General features: G+C 70.0%; 13 protein-coding genes. 6 read left to right on the top strand and 7 right to left on the bottom strand.

All coding sequences use genetic code 11. The features are described from left to right. Nucleotides 1-30: 30 nt before the first annotated feature. Nucleotides 31-1,011, bottom strand: a complete 981-nt coding sequence (locus BM43_RS05265) for a LysR family transcriptional regulator (RefSeq protein ID WP_230676440.1) — start codon at nt 1,009-1,011, stop codon at nt 31-33. A gap of 134 nt (nt 1,012-1,145) precedes the next feature. Between BM43_RS05265 and BM43_RS05260 the strand changes: the two genes are divergently transcribed. From BM43_RS05260 to BM43_RS05250, 3 genes are read left to right on the top strand one after another with little or no spacing between them, the layout of a single operon-like run. Beyond that, entirely contained in the window at nt 1,146-2,126 is a 981-nt protein-coding gene (locus BM43_RS05260; protein ID WP_036056583.1) for an amidohydrolase family protein, read from the top strand. A 55-nt stretch (nt 2,127-2,181) separates the two neighbouring features. After that, nucleotides 2,182-3,531 (top strand): MFS transporter, encoded by a 1,350-nt coding sequence (locus BM43_RS05255; RefSeq protein WP_036056584.1) that lies wholly within the window; start codon nt 2,182-2,184, stop codon nt 3,529-3,531. 55 nt (nt 3,532-3,586) lie between these two features. Continuing rightward, nucleotides 3,587-4,708, top strand: a complete 1,122-nt coding sequence (locus BM43_RS05250; protein WP_042283399.1) for a porin — start codon at nt 3,587-3,589, stop codon at nt 4,706-4,708. 55 nt (nt 4,709-4,763) lie between these two features. On the opposite strand, the gene hpaI is transcribed toward BM43_RS05250, so the two are convergent. Beyond that, entirely contained in the window at nt 4,764-5,561 is a 798-nt protein-coding gene (gene hpaI / locus BM43_RS05245) for a 4-hydroxy-2-oxoheptanedioate aldolase (RefSeq protein WP_036031495.1), read from the bottom strand. 592 nt (nt 5,562-6,153) lie between these two features. On the opposite strand from hpaI, the gene BM43_RS05240 reads away from it, so the two are divergent. The 3 genes from BM43_RS05240 (at nt 6,154) to mgtA (ending at nt 12,466) form a co-directional block, all read left to right on the top strand. After that, nucleotides 6,154-7,929 carry a S8 family peptidase gene (locus tag BM43_RS05240; protein WP_036056585.1) on the top strand — a complete coding sequence of 592 codons (1,776 nt, stop codon included), beginning with the start codon at nt 6,154-6,156 and terminating at the stop codon, nt 7,927-7,929. 327 nt (nt 7,930-8,256) lie between these two features. After that, on the top strand, nt 8,257-8,925 hold the full coding sequence (locus BM43_RS05235; protein WP_036056586.1) for a cation efflux transmembrane domain-containing protein: 669 nt from the start codon (nt 8,257-8,259) through the stop codon (nt 8,923-8,925). 736 nt (nt 8,926-9,661) lie between these two features. Next, nucleotides 9,662-12,466, top strand: a complete 2,805-nt coding sequence (gene mgtA / locus BM43_RS05230) for a magnesium-translocating P-type ATPase (RefSeq protein WP_052409066.1) — start codon at nt 9,662-9,664, stop codon at nt 12,464-12,466. 24 nt (nt 12,467-12,490) lie between these two features. On the opposite strand, the gene BM43_RS05225 is transcribed toward mgtA, so the two are convergent. The 5 genes from BM43_RS05225 to BM43_RS05205 form a co-directional block, all read right to left on the bottom strand. Then, nucleotides 12,491-12,697, bottom strand: a complete 207-nt coding sequence (locus BM43_RS05225) for an oxidoreductase-like domain-containing protein (protein ID WP_036056587.1) — start codon at nt 12,695-12,697, stop codon at nt 12,491-12,493. 82 nt (nt 12,698-12,779) lie between these two features. Then, nucleotides 12,780-14,315: an autotransporter strand-loop-strand O-heptosyltransferase gene (locus BM43_RS05220; RefSeq protein ID WP_052409067.1), complete on the bottom strand. Its 1,536-nt coding sequence runs from the start codon at nt 14,313-14,315 to the stop codon at nt 12,780-12,782. Then, a complete protein-coding gene (locus BM43_RS05215) occupies nt 14,305-16,542 on the bottom strand; it encodes an autotransporter outer membrane beta-barrel domain-containing protein (protein ID WP_036056588.1) in 2,238 nt (745 codons plus the stop codon). Before BM43_RS05215 ends, BM43_RS05220 begins: the two co-directional genes overlap by 11 nt. 110 nt (nt 16,543-16,652) lie before the next feature. Next, complete coding sequence (locus BM43_RS05210) at nt 16,653-17,666, bottom strand: alpha/beta fold hydrolase (protein WP_036056589.1); 1,014 nt, start codon at nt 17,664-17,666, stop codon at nt 16,653-16,655. Continuing rightward, nucleotides 17,663-19,039, bottom strand: coding sequence for an MFS transporter (locus BM43_RS05205; protein ID WP_088555552.1), 1,377 nt, complete (start codon nt 19,037-19,039; stop codon nt 17,663-17,665). The genes BM43_RS05210 and BM43_RS05205 overlap by 4 nt, the downstream gene beginning before the upstream one ends.

Below are 19,039 nucleotides of genomic sequence, written 5' to 3'. Positions count from 1 at the left end.
TCGGCCCGAAAGAACCGTAAGCCTGCCTCCTCAAGCCGCCCCGTCCAGCGCACTCGGGCTCGCATCATGAAACAGCCGATAAACGAGCGTCCGCAACCATCGATGCCCCTCGTCGCGATGAAACCGTTCATGCCAGAACTGCGCGATATCGGTCGGCGCGATATCGAACGGCAGCGCCAGCGCGCGCACGTCCGGCCGGGTCAGCACCCGCGCCAACCTGCTCGGCACGCAGGCCACCAAATCGCTCGACGCCACGATTCGCTCGATCCCGAACGAATGCGCGAGCCGCAGCGCCACCCGCCTCGCCCTGCCGCCCGGCCCCGAGAGCGCGTCGAGCGCCGCCTCGAAGCGCGCATGGCTCCCCGCCGTCGGCGTGTACACCACATGCTCCGCCGCGAAGAAGCGCTCCGCCGAGAGCCGCGCCCCGATCGCCGGATGATCATGCCGGACCAGCGCCACGTAGCTCTCGTGAAACAGCCGCTGCTGGTGAAAGTCGTCGTGCAGCCCCTGGAACATCCCGATCGCCAGGTCGATCTGCCCGAGCTTCATCATCTGCTGCGCATCGTCCAGCGAAGGATCGCTGGTCACGATCCTCAGCCCCGGCGCCACCTCGCGCAGGTGCGCCACCAGCCGCGGCATGAAGATCGCCTGCCCCAGGTCGCTGACGTAGAGATGGAAGGTGCGATCGGCCGCCTCGGGCTCGAATGGCTTGCCGGCCTGCATCGCCAGCCGCAGCGAAGCCAGGCCCGGATCCACCAGCGCCGCGATCTCGTCGGCGCGCGCCGTCGGCTGCATGCCCTCGGCCGTCTTCACGAACAGCACGTCGTCGAACAGCGTGCGCAGCCGCTTGAGCGCGTTGCTCACCGAAGGCTGGGTCAGGTGCAGCGCCTGCGCCGCGCGCGTGGTGCTGCGCGTGCGATACAGCACGTCGAACACGAGCAGCAGATTGAGATCGATATTGCGCAGCGCGGTGTCGTGCGTCATTGGCGTGGCGGGGAGAACGAGGGTCATTGATGCGCTGAATGCCGGCATTCAGACGATCAATTTAACAGAGCCCCCCGCGATCCCTAAGCTGGTATCGACCCGGCCCAGACGCCCCAGCGGCGCGGCCCCCGTGGTTTACCCTCAACCCTCCCGGATCTCACATGGACAACAAGATTGCTCTCGAGGAACACTTCGCGTCGCCGGACACGATCGGCGATTCCGAACGCTTCTTCACCCACGACCTCTGGCAGGTGCGCCGCCGTCAGTTGCTCGACTTCCAGGAGGAGCGCATCGAGCGCATGGACGCCTGCGGGATCGGCTACGCGATCCTCTCGCTGAACGCGCCGGCCGTGCAGGCGATCACCGATCGCCAGCGCGCGATCGACGTGGCGCGCCGCGCCAACGACCTGCTCGCCGAACAGGTGGCGCGCCGCCCCGAGCGCTTCGGCGCCTTCGCCGCGCTGCCGCTGCAGGACCCGGAAGCGGCAGCGCGCGAGCTCGAGCGCGCGGTCGGCGAACTGGGCTTCCAGGGCGCGCTGGTCAACGGCTTCTCGCAGGTCGGCAGCGAGGACGACTCGACCTACTACGACCTGCCGCAATACTGGCCGTTCTGGGCCGAGGTCGAGCGGCTCGGCGTGCCCTTCTACCTGCATCCGCGCAATCCGCTGCCGAGCCAGCAGCGCTCGATCGAGGGCCATCCCTGGCTGATGGGCCCGGCCTGGGCCTTCTCGCCCGAAACCGGCGTGCATGCGCTGCGCCTGATCGGCAGCGGCCTGTTCGATGCGCATCCGAAGCTGCAGATCATCCTCGGCCACCTCGGCGAGCTGGTGCAGAACAACATCTGGCGCACCTCGCACTGGGCCTCGGCGAACGGCAAGAACCCGCTGGGCGTGAAGGCCAGGCGGCCCTTCATCGACTACTTCCGCGAGAATTTCAACCTCACCACCAGCGGCAACTTCCGCACCATCGCGATGCGCAACGCGATGGACGAGATCGGCAGCGACCGCGTGCTGTTCTCCTCCGACTACCCGTTCGAGACCATGGAGGAAGCGGCGCAGTGGTTCGATCGCGCGGAAATCAACGACAACGACCGCCAGAAGATCGGCCGCGACAACGCACGGCGCCTGTTCCGCCTCGACTGACACGCGCCGGGCCGCGCGCACGACACAACGACAAGACAGACCAGGAGACATCCCCGTGCAACCCGCTCACGTTTTCGACGTGCAGCGCTGGCTCGACGCGCAGCGGTTTTCCCGCTTCCAGTTCGCGATCGCCACGCTGTGCTTCGCCGTCGTCGCGCTCGACGGCCTCGACACCGCCCTGATCGGCTTCGTGGTCCCCGCGCTGCGCGGCGACTGGCATCCCTCCACCACCGCCGTCACCCTGCTGGTCGCCTCGGGGCTGGCGGGCCTGGCGATCGGCGCGTTCTTCGCCGGCCCGCTCGGCGACCGGATCGGCCGCAAGCGGCTGCTGACCGGCTCGGTGCTCGGCTTCGGCCTGTTCAGCCTGCTCTCGGCGATCGCGCCGAACATCACGCTGCTGACGCTGTGCCGGCTGCTGACCGGCGTCGGCCTGGGCGCGGCGATGCCCAACGCGATCACCATGACCTCCGAGTACAGCCCGCGCAGCCGCCGCGCGCTGGTGGTCACCACCATGTTCTGCGGCTTCACCTTCGGCTCGGCCGCGGCGGGCTTCGTCGCCGCGCACGTGATCCCGCGCCACGGCTGGCACGCGATGTTCGTGATCGGCGGCGTGCTGCCGCTCGCGCTCGGGCTGCTGATGCTGGCGGCCCTGCCCGAGTCGATCCGCTTCCTGATCCATCGCCAGGCGCCGGCCGACACCATCGCCGCATTGCTGCGGCGCATCTCGCGTGAGGCGCCCGACGCCGGGCACCGCTTCGTGGTGGACGAACCCGCCGGGCTGGCCGGCCGCTCGCCGGTGGCGCAGTTGTTCGCGCCGGCGCTGAAGTTCGGCACGCTGGCGCTCTGGTGCGTGTTCTGGATGAACCTGCTGGTGGTCTACCTGGTCACCAACTGGCTGCCGAGCCTGTTCCGCGACGCCGGCTTCGACCTGGCCCAGGCCGCCGTCGTCACGGCGATGTTCCAGCTCGGCGGCACGGTGGGCTCGGTCCTGATCGGCCGCACCATGGACCGCCGCAACCCCTACGCGGTGCTGGCGGGCGCCTACGGCGCCGGCATCCTCTGCGTGCTGCTGGTGGCCTGGCGCTACCAGGAGCTGCTGTCGCTCTCGCTGGGCATCTTCGGGGTCGGCTTCGCGGTGGCGGGCTCGCAGACCGGCGCGAACGCGCTGGCCGCCGGCTTCTATCCCACCGGCAGCCGCGTCACCGGGGTGAGCTGGGCGCTCGGCGTCGGGCGGCTCGGCGCGATCGCCGGCTCCTTCATCGGCGCGCTGCTGATCGCCAGCGCGATCGGGCTGTCGAGCGTGTTCATGCTGCTGATCGTGCCGATCGCCTGCGCCGCCGCCGCGATCGGCGTGATGGGCCTGCACTACCTGCGCGCGCCGCGCATCGCCGAAGCCGTCGAATGACGGCACGCGGCGGCAGCCCGCCGCCGCGCCTTCCATAACAATCCAGGAGATCCCGATGGTTCCGTTCATCGGCCGCCCGCGCGCGGCCATTCCCTTCGCACTACTGATATCGTCGGCCTGCCCGGCGGCTCTCGCGCAGAGCAGCGTGACGCTGTACGGCAGCCTCGACGCCGGCGTCGCCTACGTCAACAACCGCGACGGGCATTCGCAGGTCGCCATGCTGCAGGGCGTCGCGCAGCCGGATCGCTTCGGCCTGACCGGCACCGAGGCGCTCGGCGGCGGCTGGAGCGCGGTATTCCGCCTCGAGAACGGCTTCTTCACCAACAACGGCGCCCTGGCGCGCGCCAACACGCTGTTCAGCCGCCAGGCCTATGTCGGCCTCTCGTCCACCCGCTACGGCACGCTCACGCTCGGCGAGCAGAGCTCGTTCAACTACGACTGGGTCGCGCCGCTCGGCAACAACTTCCAGGGCAACAACCTGCTGGCCGCGCATCCGGGCAACCTGGACGGGCTGGTGGAAACCACCTCGGCGCAGGAAGCGAACCTGATCAAGTACCGCTCGGCGGTCTGGAACGGGCTGTCCTTCGGCCTGCTCTACGGGCTCGGCGGCGTGGCGGGCGATTTCTCCAACGGGCGCATCGCCGGCGGCGCCGCCAGCTATACCAACGGGCCCCTGGCAATCGCGGCGGCCTACGTGAACGAGCACAATCGCGCGCTCGGCCCCATGCTCGGCGATACCACCGCCGGGCTCGGCCTGAGCAGCTTCCAGGGCAAGCCGGCCCTGTCCTACGTGGCCGACAAGATCGAGAACACCGGCGTGGGCGCGCGCTACGATTTCGGCCGCCTGCGGCTGCACGCGGTGTTCACCTACGTGCGGATCGTCTCGGGTTCGTTCGCCGACAGCTACCGCACCTGGGAAACCGGCGCGACCTGGCTCAGCACGCCGGCCAATGCGATCGTCGGCGGCATCGCGGCCACCGGCTTCATCGGCCGGCGCTACCTGACGGCCACGCTGGGCGACGTCTACTCGCTGTCGAAGTCGACCCAGGTCTATCTGCAGGCGGTCGCGCAGCAGGCCACCGGCACGACCGATGCGCGCGCATCGATCTTCTCGGTCGGCGCCTCGGGCACGCCGCGCCAGTTGGCCTTCGTCACCGGCATCCATCACCTGTTCTGAAGCGGGCGGGCGGCGTGCCGGGCCGGAAGCCGCCCGGCACGCCGCCGCCCCCACCTCAATGCTCGGCGCCGGGCCCCACCTCGAAGGCGTTCGCCACCGCGCGCACCGCGTTCGCGTAAAGCAGCACATCAACGCCAACCGCCACGAACAGACAGCCCAGCGAGAGATAGTGGCGCGCCAGCGCCGCGTCGTCGGTCAGCGTGCCGGCCGCCTTGCCGGCGCGGATGATGCGCGCGATCGCATCGTCGATCGCGAACTGCACGTCGGCGTGCCGCGCGTTGCCGCGGTGGCCCATCGAGGCGGCCAGGTCGGCCGGGCCGATGAACACGCCATCCACGCCGTCCACCGCGCAGATCTCGTCGAGGTTGCGCAGCGCAGTCGCGCTTTCGGCCTGCACCAGCAGGCAGACTTCCTCGTCGGCCAGGTCGAGATAGTCGGCGCGCTGGTTCCAGCGCGAGGCGCGCGCCACCGCGCTGCCCACCCCGCGCACGCCGCGCGGCGGGTAGCGCACCGCGGCCACCAGTTCGCGTGCCTGCTCGGCGGTCTCGACCATCGGTACCAGCAGCGTGCGCGCGCCGGCATCCAGCAACTGCTTGATCAGCGCGGTACTGCCCTCCACCGGCCGCACCACCGCCTCGGCCCGATACGGCGCCACGGCCTGCAGTTGCGCCACGATGCTGCGCACGTCGTTCGGCGCGTGCTCGCCATCGATCAGCAGCCAGTCGAAACCGGCCGTGGCGGTGATCTCGGCCAGGTAGGGCTCGGCCATCGATACCCAGAAGCCGACCTGCCGGCGTCGCGCCGCGAGCGCGGCCTTGAAGCGGTTCAATCCATAAGGGGAACTGGCGTTCATCGGTGAAGGTTCCTCGTCGTGCGTGGTTCGATCGGAAGCATCGCGGCGCCCTGCCCGGCATCGCCGCGCCCCCGCCATGATCGCATCGGTCGCGCGAATACGCCGCGAACCGGGCCCCGGCGCGGCCCGTCCCCGCCCGCTTCCCGCCGTCCCGATTGCCGACTTTGCACCCGCCCATTGTTCTGACGATTGACAAGCTGCCCGCCAATCCCCAGCGACTTTCATAAATCTTTTCCGGTTTTCCCGATCTTTTGTCGCGGCCTCGAATCCCTTGAGTAGCGGGGTCTTTGCGGTCCTTTTCAAAGGATCGAAATCAATCCTTTCATGCATTTCCCGGATTGCGTTCCGGCCCCGGAATAGCGCGCCGTTTCGCCGGACAAGATTCGAGCTTCAACCATTAAGAAATGTTAAACGCCGCCGTTACCCGGATCAGTAGCTCGCGTCGCTGGCGTCAGCGCGGCGCGAGGAGATACGGACTGGTTTCCATCAAGGCGATGGCGGCAGGCGCGACCGGGGTGTCGTGCCGTCTCGTCGGAAACCGGCCGCCCTGACCGCGGGATTGCGGTTGCGAGATAAAAGAACGAGTGATTCCATGAAGATCGAGCGTTTCCACCCTGCCCAGCTTCGCCCGGGCCAGATCCGTACCCTGGCCTCCGTCGTGTCGATGACGTTGATCGCGTCCGTGATTGCCGGCTGCGGCGGTGGCGGCGGCGGTGATTCGCCCAGCCCGGCGGCGGGGGCCGCGGCCAGCACCAGCAGCGGCACCACCAGCTCGTCCAGCTCGGGCACCGGCGCTTCCGGCAGCACCTCGCAGATGTGCACCACGACGCTGGCGGCCTCGCAAGGCAATGCCGCCGCGACCAACACCTCGACCAGCACCTCCTCCGGCAACTCGACGGGCACCCCCACCAGCAGCGCACCGAGCACGCTGAGCCCGTTCGACGCGCCGGTCGACCACCTGATCGTCAAGCTCGCGCCGGCCACCTCCGCCAGCAGCGCCAACGGCGCCCGCGTGATGGCCGCTGCCGTGCCGAACAGCACCCGCATCAGCAACCTGATCGGCCGCGTGCTGACGCAATGGAACAGCCAGCGCTCGCAGGCCCGCATCATGGCCGCCTCGTCGGGCAACGACGGCTCGCTGCCGAGCTTCGACAACGTGCAACTCGAACGCACCATGTCGGATGGCTCGGCGGTGGTCTCGCTGGGCAAGCGCGTGGCGGCCACGGACGCGGCCACGCTGGCGCAGAGCTTCGCGGCCGACAGCGACGTGGCCTACGCGGAACCGGATCGACGCCTGTTCGCCAGCGACCTGGCGCCCGTCACGCCGTCCGATCCGATGTACTCGCAGCAGTGGAACGACTTCAATACGGCGATCGGCGTGAACATGCCGGCCGCCTGGGCCCTCACCACCGGCGCCTCGAACCTCGTCACGGCGGTGATCGATACCGGCTACCGCCCGCATGCCGACATCGCCGGCAACCTGGTGGCGGGCTACGACTTCATCAGCGACGTCAACACCGGCAACAACGGCCACGGCCGCAGCGCCGATGCCACCGACCCGGGCGACTGGGTCACCCAGTCCGAGCTGAGCGACACCAGCAGCCCGTTCTACAACTGCGCGAGCGCGCCCAGCAACAGCAGCTGGCACGGCACGCAGGTGGCCGGCCTGATCGGCGCGACCGCCAACAACGGCACCGGCATCGCCGGCGCCAACTGGTTCGGCAAGATCCAGCCGGTGCGCGCGCTCGGCAAGTGCGGCGGCACCACCAGCGACATCGCCGACGCGATGCGCTGGGCCGCCGGCATCTCGGTGCCGGGCGTGCCCGACAATGCCACGCCGGCCAAGGTCATCAACCTGAGCCTGGGCGGCAACGGCCCCTGCGGCAGCACCTTCCAGTCGGCAATCAACGACGTGATCGCGCGCGGTGTGACGGTGGTGGTGGCGGCCGGCAACGACGGCCTGGCCAACGCGCAGGACCGCCCCGCCAACTGCACGGGCGTGGTGGCCGTCGGCGCCACCGACAACACCGGCAAGCGCGCCTGGTACAGCAACTTCAGCAGCGAGATCACGCTGAGCGCGCCGGGCTCGAACATCCTGTCGACCAGCAACACCGGCACCACCTCGCCGGGCAGCGATACCTACCAGCTCAACAGCGGCACCAGCCTGGCCGCGCCGCAGGTGGCCGGCGTGGTCTCGCTGATGCTCACGCGCAACCCGAACCTGACGCCCGCGCAGATCTCGCAGAAGCTCGCGGCCACCGCACGCCCGTCGCAGATCGCGGCCACCACCGCCTCCTCGTGCACGGCGATGGCGCCGGGCGCGGGCCTGATGGATGCCGGCGCGGCGGTTGCGTCCGCAACCAACTGAGGCAAGCGCACCAGCTGAGTCGACCAGGCGGCAACGATCCCTGTCACGGCATCGCGGTTCGATGCCGATCCCGCGATGCCCGCGTCACGCTCCTGCGTTGCGCGGGCGTTGCTTTTTCCGGCTCTCGCCCTGCAGCGCTTCGAGCCGCTTCATGACACGCCTGTGACACCGACCACCTCGCGGCCTCGGTGAATTCCCGCATCCCCGCATCCCTCGTCGCCCCACCGCACCGCCCGCTCCCTCGTAATCCCCCGATGTCATCGGTCTGCCATCTGGCGCCGATAGAGTCCGACCTAGACCAGCAAGAACACCCAACCCCACGCCTTTATGCCGAGTTCAGCGCGCGCGTCCCAGTCCGTCCATGCCATCACCAGCCGCGTGTTGACGACGAGCCTCGTCGTCAACCTGGTGCTGATGATCGCGCAGGCCGGCGCCGCCTACGCCGCGCACTCGTCGGGAATCCTGGCCGACACGATCCACGCGGCGATCGACCTGCTGGCCGACGCGCTGCTGCTGCTGGCCTGCCGTCTCGACGCGAAGCTGCCGCCCGAGCAGCGGCCGACCTACGAGCCGGTCGCGCTGTTCGGCCTGGGCGCGCTGCTGCTCGCCACCGGCGCCCAGATGATCTGGCACGCCGCCACCAGCCTCGACGCCCCCGCCGACGTCTCGCCTGACGCGCTGTCCTTCGCGGTGCTGGCCGTCGCGCTCGCCGGCAAGGGCGGACTCTCGCAATGGATGCTCAAGCGCGCCCGGGCGATCGGCGGCGCCGCGCTGATCGAGGCCAGCGCCTGCCATCTGCGCGCCGACGCGCTGACCCTGCTGCTGGCCACGCTGGCCCTGGCCGGCGCGCGGGCCGGCCTGCCGCGCCTGGACGAGCTGGCCGCCACCCTGATCGGCGTGATGATCCTGCGCACCGGCTACGGCTTCGCCCGGCGTGGTTACCAGATGCGCGCCGCCCACGCGGGCTGGGGCAGCCGCGCCGCCCCGCCGCGTTGATCGGGCGAGACTCGCCTCCCGCTTGCATTGCCTCGTCGCGTTCCGCGATCGACCGCCGGCCCTCCCCGATTCACGACAAATTGCCTGCCAAGGCTTGACGCTGCGTAAGCGGGCCGATTACCATCGCCCCGTCCTCACGACCGGAGCGTTTCCGTGAACCCTGATGCGAGTAGTCATAGTCGGTCCTCGACCGGCTTCCCCATCGCCTGAGGCATACCCACGGAGTTCGTCTCCCGCCGTATCCCGGGCCTCGGGATGCGGCGTTCTTCGGGCCAAGCCGGCCTGATTTCCCCGCTTTTTCCAGATCGCGCATGATGCCGCCGAGCCTTCGGCCCGGCACGCAGTCGCTCGTCCTCGCCACCGCCATGGCATGCCGCTGGCGCGCGTCGCGGGGCGCCGGTCAGCGGCTCGCGCCGCAGCCCGCCGACACGCACATGGCAAGCCGCCCTTCGGCGGCATGAACCTCGATCCCGCCCATGGCAGGGCACGCGCCCTGCCCCAATCGACAGGAGTCCAGATGGATAGCGACAGTAGCCCCGGTGGTCCATTACGGCCCGCCGGCGCGTCGATGCCGAGCCTCCTCGCGATGGCGCCGGCCGTCGCGCCGGCGGGCCGCCCCGAATTCCGATCCAAGCAGCCGAACGCGCAGGACGCGACGCGGCGGGGAGCCTGCGCGCGCTGATCGCCGCGCCCGACGCTCGCCGCGCGCCGTCATGCGCGGCATCAGGAGCGTTAGATGACACTCAGATTCCTTCGCCGCAACCGCCAGCGCGGTTTCGTCCAGCCCGGCGCGCGAGAGCGCGCCGCTTCCCCGGCCACCGCGCCGATCGTCGCCGAGGCGAACCGTTCGCTCGAGGACGTACTCGCCCGCCTGCACACCGGCACGCGCGGCCTGACCTTCTCGCAGGCCGAGGACCGCCTCGCCCAGCACGGCGCCAACGAGATCGCGCACGATCGCCCGCCGCACTGGCTGCGCCAGTTGCTGCATGCGTTCCACAATCCCTTCGTCTACGTGCTGCTGGTGCTGGCCGCGATCAGCTTCTGCACCGACGTCTGGTTCGCCGCGCCCGAGGATCGCGACTATGTCGGCATGACGATCCTGCTGAGCATGGTCACCATCAGCGCGGTGCTGCGCTTCGTGCAGGAATTCCGCTCGCTGCGCGCCGCCGATCGCCTCAAGGCGCTGGTGCGCACCACCACCATGGTCCGGCGCCGGCCCGCCGCGAGCACCGAGCCGATGCTGCGCGAGATCCCGATCCGCGAGGTGGTGCCCGGCGACATCGTGCAGTTGTCGGCCGGCGACATGGTGCCGGCCGACGTGCGCCTGCTCGCCTCGCGCGACCTCTTCATCAGCCAGGCCGCGCTGACCGGCGAGGCGCTGCCAGTGGAGAAATACGACACGCTCGGCGCGGTGGCCGGCAAGTCGGCGCAAGCGCCGGCAGCGGCAGCCGAGGCGGCCGGCGATGCTGTCGATACGGGCAAGGCAGGCAGCACGGATGCCGGCTCCCCCCTCGACCTCGCCAACGTCTGCTTCATGGGTACCAACGTGGTGAGCGGCACCGCCACCGCGCTGGTGATCGCCACCGGCGAGCGCACCGTGTTCGGCGCGCTGGCGAAGAACGTGACGGGCCGCCGCCGCGTGGAAACCAGCTTCGACCGCGGCGTGGCCAGCGTCAGCGCGCTGCTGATCCGCTTCATGCTGGTGATGGTGCCGGTGGTGTTCGTGATCAACGGCCTGACCAAGGGCGACTGGCTCGGCGCGATGACCTTCGCGCTGGCGGTGGCGGTGGGCCTCACGCCCGAAATGCTGCCGATGATCGTCAGCACCAACCTCGCGCGCGGCGCGATCGCGATGGCGCGCCGCAAGGTGGTGGTCAAGCGCCTGAACGCCGTGCAGAACTTCGGCGCGATGGACGTGCTCTGCACCGACAAGACCGGCACGCTCACCCAGGACGACATCCTGCTGGAGCACCACCTCGACCTGCGCGGCCAGCGCGACGACGAGGTGCTGCGCCTGGCCTGGCTCAACAGCGTGCACCAGAGCGGCCAGAAGAACCTGATCGACATCGCGATCGTGACGCGCGCCGATGCGCTCGGCGATCGCGCCAAGCCCTTCGGCTATCGCAAGATCGACGAGCTGCCCTTCGATTTCGTGCGGCGCCGGCTGTCGGTGGTGGTGGGCGACGCGCATGGCGCGCACCTGCTGATCTGCAAGGGCGCGGTCGACGAGATGCTGGCGGTATCGACGCGCTTCCAGGACGAGCACGGCCTGCCGCAAGCACTCGACGCCGCCACCCGCGAGCGCCTGGTCGCGCAGGCCAATGCCTACAGCGAGGACGGCTTTCGCGTGCTGCTGATCGCCACCCGCACGATCGCCGCGGCCGAGGCGCGCGAGCAGTACCGCGGCAGCGACGAGCACGACCTGGTGGTGCGCGGCTTCCTGACCTTCCTCGATCCGCCCAAGGATTCGGCCGCGCCGGCGCTGGCCGCGCTGCGCGAGAACGGCGTGGCCGTGAAGGTGCTCACCGGCGACCATCCCACCGTCACGCTGAAGGTCTGCCGCCAGGTCGGGCTGACGACCGGCGTGCCGCTCTTGGGTGCGCAGATCGACGCGCTCGACGACGCGGCGCTGGCCGAGGCGGTGGAGCGCACCACCGTGTTCGCCAAGCTCACGCCGATGCAGAAGTCGCGCATCGTCACCACGCTGCAGGCCAACGGCCACACGGTCGGCTTCCTCGGCGACGGCATCAACGACGCGCCCGCGCTGCGCGACGCCGACGTGGGCATCTCGGTGGACAGCGGCGCCGACATCGCCAAGGAAACCGCCGACATCATCCTGCTCGAGAAGAGCCTGATGGTGCTGGAGGCCGGCGTCGTGAAGGGCCGCGAGACCTTCGGCAATATCCTCAAGTACCTGAACATGACGGCCAGCTCGAACTTCGGCAACGTGTTCTCGGTGCTGATCGCGAGCGCCTTCCTGCCCTGGGAGCCGATGCTGGCCACCCAGTTGCTGGTGCTGAACCTGATCTACGACACCTCGCAACTGCTGCTGCCCTGGGACCGCATGGACCCGGAGTTCCTGAAGAAGCCGCGCAAGTGGGAAGCCGGCAACATCGGCCGCTTCATGCTGTGGATCGGGCCCACCTCGTCGGTGTTCGATGTCAGCACCTACCTGCTGATGTGGTTCGTGTTCGGCGCGGGCGCGCTATATCACGCGCAAGGCGGCGCCGCCGGCCAGGTGATGATGAACTCGGGCTGGTTCATCGAGAGCCTGGTCTCGCAGACGCTGGTGGTGCACCTGCTGCGCACCCGCAGGATCCCGTTCCTGCAGAGCACGGCCGCGCTGCCGGTGCTGCTCTCGACCGTCACCGCGATCGCGCTGGGCTGCTGGCTGCCGTTCTCGCCGTTCGCGAACGCGCTGGGCTTCGTGCGGCTGCCGGGCAGCTACTGGCTGTGGCTCGCGGCCACCATGCTCGGGTATATCGTGCTGGCACAGACCGTCAAGACGATCTACGTGCGGCGCTATCGCGAGTGGTTCTGAGCGCGACGCGCCCGGCGGCCCGCTTCAGGGCTGCGCTTGCGGATGGCGTTCGCGCCATGCCGCGAGCGCGGCCTTGTACTCTTCGAGCGCGGTGTCGTAGAGATCGAACACGCAGGGCGAGCAGCCGGATTGGCAGCAGTCCTCGAGCTCGGGCGGCACGGGCGCCTCGGGGCGCGGATCGTCGGCGGGCTCGGTGGCGGAACTGGACGGGAGGATTGGCGACTTCGACACGGCGGCTGGGCTGGCTGGGAATCGTAACGAGCCGCCAGTATAGGCCGATCGCCCCGGAGCCGTGCCCGGCCCCGGGGCTTCATCAGCGGCGACCGCCCTGCTTCGCCGCCGCGTCCTGCGGTTCCACCACCCGGCGCGGATCGAGATCGAGATTCGTCATCAGGCTCTTGACGGTGCGGATCACCTGCCCCGGCGTGATCAGGCGCGAACATTCGAACTGGCGATCCGTGCCGGCATGGCGCGGACACCAGGCGAAGTCGCGATGGTCGAACTCCACCGAGGTATCGTTCCAGCAGCTATTGCAGACGTGGTAGTTGATCACGCGCCACGGCGTCTCGAACTCATTGAGCGGATGCGTGAAGCCGCTGATCATCACCACCGGCTTGCCCAGCGCCCAGGCTAGCCACGACAGCCCGCTCGACAGCCCGATGAAGAAATCGGCATGCAGCAGCAGGCTGGCGCGCTGCTGCAGCGGCAGGTCGCCGGTGAAATCCTCGCTGCCGTAGGGAATCAGGTTCCACATCAGCTTCTCGCCGTGCGCCGGCTGCTTGTCGATGCAGAGCACGCGGTAGCCGCTCGCCTTCAGGAACTTCACGAGCTCGTACCAGCCGGTCGGGTGGTTCCAGTACTTGCACTGCGAGGAGGACTGCGCGGCGATCACCACGTAGGGCTCGGCGATCAGGCGCGTGGTATCGCGCACGGCAATGCGCGGCCGGCGCTCGACGGCCATCAGCCCGAGCAGGTAGGGAATGGTCTTCTGCAGGCCGCTGACGCGGAAGTCGGTCGGCTGGTGGGTGCGGTCATCGCAGGGGAAGAAGATGCCGAGGTAGTAGCTCGCGTAGGCACCGGCCAGCGCCTTCGGCTCCTCGTCGGGACGCACGTAGTCGAGCTCCGGATAGGCGTCCTCGAACAGCGACCAGAGCGCCTCGCCCATCGAGACCGACACGCGGCAGTCGTGCACGCGGCGGAATTCGTCGACGTAGGGGAACCAGGCCAGGATGTCGCCGAGCGTGCCTACCGGCAGGCGCATGTAGACGCGCTGGCCGCAAGCGTCGTAGTCATGCTCGAACACCAGTTCCTCGTCGCGCAGCACCTCGATGCGAAAGCGTACGAAATATTTCTTCGTGCTGCTGACCACCCCGTCGTCCACCAGCTCGTCGAACAGCACCACGTCGGCGTCCAGGTCCAGCAGGCGCACCCGCCACGGCCCCGCCGGCACCTGCACGCGGCAGCCGTAGTTGAAGTCGTAGCGGATCCCGTGCGGCCCTTCTAGCACCGGCGCGCCCGGATCGACGATCGCCGCCGGGCCGCCCTCGAACACCGGCTCGGGCGGCGCATCGGCGGTACCGGCCGGGCCGCGCGCCTCGACCGGCGCCGCCGCCGGGCCGACCGGCACGGCCACCACCGGCATGCGCGGATCGCCGATCACCGCGGGCGTCGCGCGCGCCGCCAGGGTCGGGACTGCCGGCAGATCCTGAGCACCGGCGGGCAGGCTGCCCACCGAACCGGCGGCCACCGCGCGCGGCGGTGCGCCGGCGGCCGAGGCCGAGACGGCCGACATCGCCGCCTCGATGATCGACGCCGTGCGGCGTCGCACTTCCAGCGCGTCAGTCGACATAGCTGATCCCCAGCGTCACGGCCCAGGGCTGCGAGTAGTCGTGGCCCTTGCCGTAGCCGAAGGCGCCCCAGGCACGCACGTGGCGCGTCAGCGAGGCGCCCATGCCGAGATCGGCGCTGACCCAGGTCTTCGGCAAGGCCACGCCGAGCGCGCTGCCGCCGATCGTGTCGGACAGGCCCGAATTGAAGATGTGCATCGCCTCGACGCCCACGTAGGGGTCGAGCTTCAGGTCGCCCACCGCGAACGAGGTGCCCACCCGCGCGCCCGCGCCGCCCAGCACCAGCGACTTCGAGGCCAGCATCACCGGCGTGCCGAGCGAGGTCTGGTAGTTCACCGCGCCGTCGTGCTGGTAGGTCAGCTCGACGCGCGGCTCGGCCCACCAGCGACCGCCGAACTGCCAGCGCTTGCCGGCGTCGAGCGACAGCGAGTAGCCCGATTGCGCGTAGTCGCCCGAGGCCTGGTTGCCGGCCGTGGTGACGCCCAGCGACTGCTTGAAGCCGAGGTAGCGCACCACCGTGTCGGCGAACAGCCCCGAGGGCGTGACGAAGCCGGCGTAGGCGCCGATGTTCCAGGGGCGCGCGCTGCCGTTGCCGAGCCCGTCGAAGGTTTCGTTGGCCTGCGCGTAGCCGCCGGTGGCGCCCACGTGCAGCGTGCCGGCGGTGGTGGCGACGGCCCAGTCGCGGCCGATCTGCGCGCCGTACAGCGTCAGCTCGGTCGAGGTGCCGCCGGGGCTGGTCTTGAGGCGCTGGTCGTAGGCGCGCACCCAGAGCTGGCCGCCGCCCTGCCCGCCGTCGGCGCGCAGGTCGCCGAGATAGGAGAAGGCCGTCTCGAGCTGCTGGATCCACAGCATCGGCGCGGTCGCGGCGGCCGCCTGCGCCACCGAGGCCACGTCGCTGGTCTGGCCGGTGTTGGCGAGGAAGTAGTTGCCGTTGTCGTCCTGCAGCGCGAACTTGTAGGCGCCCACGTCGATGCCGCTCGCGCCCGCCAGCGAGAAGGTGGCGCCGGTGCCGCTCGCCTGCACCAGCTCGACCCGCGCGTTCGTGGCGGCCGGCACCGTGCTCGAATCGTGCACCGACAGCGTGTAGGCGCCGGTGCCCTGCCCGACCACCAGCTTGTCGGATTGCCCCGCGCCCACGTTGGTGCTCAGCACGAACTGGCCGCTGCCCGAGAGCTGGTTGACGGTCAGCGTCTTGAAGCCGCCGCCCTTGGGCGCGGCGAGCTGCACCGAGCCGCCCTGCATGGCGAGGCTGTCGATCGTCAGCGCGGCCTTGCCGGTCAGCAGGTCGGCCGCGTTCTCCTCCACCGTGAGGGTGCCGGCCAGCGTGACGCCGCCCAGCGTCTGCGCGGCCACCGGGCCGGCCACGGTGGTGCCGCCGACGTCGACCGTCAGGTTGCCGCCCGCCGCCACCGTGCTCTGCGCGGCCGAACCGCCGAGCAGCACGGTCTGGTTGCCGCCCGCGTTGACCTGGGTGCCGGTCGCCAGGCCCCCGCTCGACACCAGTTGGATGCCGCCGTTGACCACCGTGCCGGTGGCCGCGCCGCCGGTGAACACCACCTGCGAGCCGGCGCTGACCACCGTGCCCGTGGTCGCGCCGCCACCCGACACGTATTGCTTGCCGCCCGCCACCAGGCTGTTGGTGGCCGAGCCGCCGGAGTAGACGCGCATCAAGCCTCCCGAGCTGACCACCGAGGCATCGGCCAGGCCGCCGCGCGACACGCCGAAGCTGCCGCCCGACACCACCAGCGTGCCGGACGCCGAGCCGCCCGCCGACACGTACTGCGTGCCGCCCGAGGACACCACGGTGTTGATCGTCGAGCCGGCCGAGAACACTGTCTGCAGGCCGTCGTTGCCGATCACGGTGCCGCTGGCCAGGCCGCCGCGCGAGATGATCTGGCGGCCGCCCGAGAGCAGCGTGCCGTTGGCCGCGCCGCCCGAGGAGACGGTCTGGGTGCCGCCCGAGGACACCGTGGTGGACGCGGCGGTGCCGCGCACGGTCTGTTGGCCGCCGTTGTTGATGGTGGTGCCGCTCACGGTCTGGCCGGCCGAGATGGTCGAGACGCAGGCCGCGCCGCCCGGCAGGGCCTGGTTGTTGCAGGCCTGCGCGTGCACCGCCGGCGCGATCGCCGGCAGCGCCAGCGCGACCAGCGCCGCCGGCACGCGGCGCTTGACCGTCGCGCCGGGCATGGCGAGCCGGTCGGCCGGGGCATTCGGGTAAGGCATGTTCATACGGTCTCCTGATTATTGTCGATGGTTCCCGGACGCCGTCCGGCCTGCTGCTTTTCAGTCTTCCTTCCACTGCCGTCCCGCGACGGCGCCGCTCGTGCGGCGCGCGCGCCTCAGGCGGATTTGCCGAACAACGCGGCGATCCCGGCCGGCGAGCCGAACACGGCATCGGCATCGTGGCCGGCGCCGGGGATCGTATGCGTCTCGTGGGTGCACGAGACCGGGCCGCGCGAGGCGATGTAGCGCGCATAGGCCAGCCCGCGTTCGAGCCGGTGGGCGCCTTGCGCCATCGCCGCGCAGGAACGGTCCAGCGCCGGATGCCGGGGATCGCAATCGCGATCGCCGAGCAGCGTGATCACGTCGCGCTTCAGGTAGGCATGTTCGAAGGCGCCGGGCTCGCGCGCGGCCGGCTGTTCGCTGGCATAGGCCGGCAGCGCGTCGAGACCGTATTTCCAGTCGTTGAAGCCGGCGCAGGCGGCCGCGTCGAAGGGCGAGAAACCGCCATCCGCATCGGGGCGCCGCGTATCGAAATAGACGTAGGACGAGGGATTCGCGATCACGTAGCGCAAGGCGATGCCGCGCCGCGTGAGCGCCGCCTCGCCGCGCGCCAGCACGGCATAACGCTGCGCGACCTGGCCGCCGCCCGAGTGCCCCGCCACCACCACGGTGCGCAGCGAAGGGAACGCGTCGGCATCGGCCAGCGCGGCCAGCAGCGCGTCCAGCACGTCGAACGAGCTGACCGGCGCCGGCGCCAGCGCCTCGCCGCCGCCCATCCAGCCGGTCCAGTCCCAGCACAGCGTCTCGGCCGGCAGGCGATGCGCCTCGACGTCGGCCTGGGCCAGGAACTGCGGCACCAGCAGCACGGTGTCGTTGGAATTGCGGCCGGCGGCGGCACGCGCGCGATGGGCGAACTTGAAGTAGGCATCGGCGTTGCGCAGCCGGCCATGCAGCAGGATCACCGCGGTGTCGACGCCGGGCTGCGACGCGTTCCACTCGCCGGTGGCGAACAGCGGAACCACACCGGTGCCTGCCGGCGCGGTGACGGTCAGGTGTTGCGGGGCGACGACGTCGACGGGCCGTTCGTTCGGCGCGCGTTCGTCATGCGCATGTTCAGGCACGGTGCTCAAGCGGGGGTCCTCGTGGTGGCCGGCGTATCGGTGCCGAGCTCGGGATGTCCGCGGCGGGACAGCCCGACCAGCGCCAGCGACACGAAGCCGGCAAAGATCAGATAGAACGCGGGGGTCAGGCTGCTGCCCGAGAGCGAAGTCAGCCAGGTGATCGTGAACGGCGCCAGGCCGCCGAACAGCGTGACGGCGATGTTGTACGACAGCGCCACGCCCGAGGAGCGGCTGCGCACCGGGAACAGCGTGGCGAGCATGCCTGGGTGGGCGCCCGACATCGCCGCCAGGAACACCGTCGAGATGATCTGCGCGGTGAACAGGCGCGAGGCCGAAGGCTCCGACACCACGTAGGCGAACAGCGGATAGGCGCACAGCATCCACAGGATCGTGATCGGGTAGAACAGCTTGTACGGCCCGTAGCGATCGGCCAGGCGCCCCGACAACGGGAACAGGAACAGGTTCAGCACGCCCGAGAAGAACGCGCCGCGCAGCGCGACCTCCAGCGGCAGGTGCAACTGGCGCTCGACATAGACCGCGATATAGGAATGCCAGACGTAGTTGGTGGCCGCGCCCACCGCGATCACGCCCATCGCGCAGAGCGCGGCGCGGCCGTTGTCGCGGAAGAAATCGCGCAGCGGCACCTTGGGACGCGCGCCGGCGTTCTCCTTGCGCAACTGCTGGAATTCCGGCGACTCGGCCACCTTGTGGCGGATGTAGAAGCCCAGCGGGCCGGCCAGCGCGCCGCACAGGAACGGCAGGCGCCAGCCCCAGGCCACCAGCGACTCATGCGAGAGCTGGGTGGTGAGCAGGTAGCCGGTGCCCGAGGACAGCAGCAGCGCGAACGACTGCGCCGTCATGTTGAAGCTGCCGTAGAACATCTTGCGGCCCGGCGGCGCGTATTCCACCAGCATCGCCGAGGCGGTGGCGAACTGGCCGCCCACCGACAGCCCCTGCAGCACGCGCGCGAGGATCACCAGCGCGGGCGCGGCGTAGCCGATCTGCGCGTAGCCGGGCGTGAGGCCCATCAGCAGCGTGCTGAGCGCCATCGAGATGATCAGCAGCGACATCGCGCGGCTGCGGCCGGCGCGGTCGGCGTAGATGCCGAGCAGGATCCCGCCGATCGGCCGCACGAAGAAGCCGATCGCGAAGGTGGCCAGCGTCAGCAGCAGCGAGACCAGCGCATTGCCGGCCGGGAAGAACACCTGGGCGATGATCTTCGAGAAGTAGCCGTAGATCAGGAAATCAAACCATTCGAGGCCGTTGCCGAGCACCGAGGCGAAGATCGCGCGGCGCACCATCGAGGGCGACAGGCGCGCGGCCGGCTGGTGCTGTGGGTCCTGGCCGAGCGACTCGGCGGAGGGTTGGGAAACCTGGTTCAT

The organism is Burkholderia gladioli, from assembly GCF_000959725.1.
GTDB lineage: Bacteria > Pseudomonadota > Gammaproteobacteria > Burkholderiales > Burkholderiaceae > Burkholderia > Burkholderia gladioli.
This window is presented reverse-complemented; position numbering and strand designations above follow the sequence as displayed.

What these genes read in the sequence shown, in the direction of transcription:
- BM43_RS05240 (WP_036056585.1), top strand. Translation starts at nt 6,154, where the DNA reads ATGAAGATCGAGCGTTTCCACCCTGCCCAGCTTCGCCCGGGCCAGATC.
- BM43_RS05215 (WP_036056588.1), bottom strand. Translation starts at nt 16,542, where the DNA reads ATGAACATGCCTTACCCGAATGCCCCGGCCGACCGGCTCGCCATGCCC.
- hpaI (WP_036031495.1), bottom strand. Translation starts at nt 5,561, where the DNA reads ATGAACGCCAGTTCCCCTTATGGATTGAACCGCTTCAAGGCCGCGCTC.
- BM43_RS05205 (WP_088555552.1), bottom strand. Translation starts at nt 19,039, where the DNA reads ATGAACCAGGTTTCCCAACCCTCCGCCGAGTCGCTCGGCCAGGACCCA.
- mgtA (WP_052409066.1), top strand. Translation starts at nt 9,662, where the DNA reads ATGACACTCAGATTCCTTCGCCGCAACCGCCAGCGCGGTTTCGTCCAG.
- BM43_RS05220 (WP_052409067.1), bottom strand. Translation starts at nt 14,315, where the DNA reads ATGTCGACTGACGCGCTGGAAGTGCGACGCCGCACGGCGTCGATCATC.
- BM43_RS05235 (WP_036056586.1), top strand. Translation starts at nt 8,257, where the DNA reads ATGCCGAGTTCAGCGCGCGCGTCCCAGTCCGTCCATGCCATCACCAGC.
- BM43_RS05265 (WP_230676440.1), bottom strand. Translation starts at nt 1,011, where the DNA reads ATGACCCTCGTTCTCCCCGCCACGCCAATGACGCACGACACCGCGCTG.
- BM43_RS05260 (WP_036056583.1), top strand. Translation starts at nt 1,146, where the DNA reads ATGGACAACAAGATTGCTCTCGAGGAACACTTCGCGTCGCCGGACACG.
- BM43_RS05250 (WP_042283399.1), top strand. Translation starts at nt 3,587, where the DNA reads ATGGTTCCGTTCATCGGCCGCCCGCGCGCGGCCATTCCCTTCGCACTA.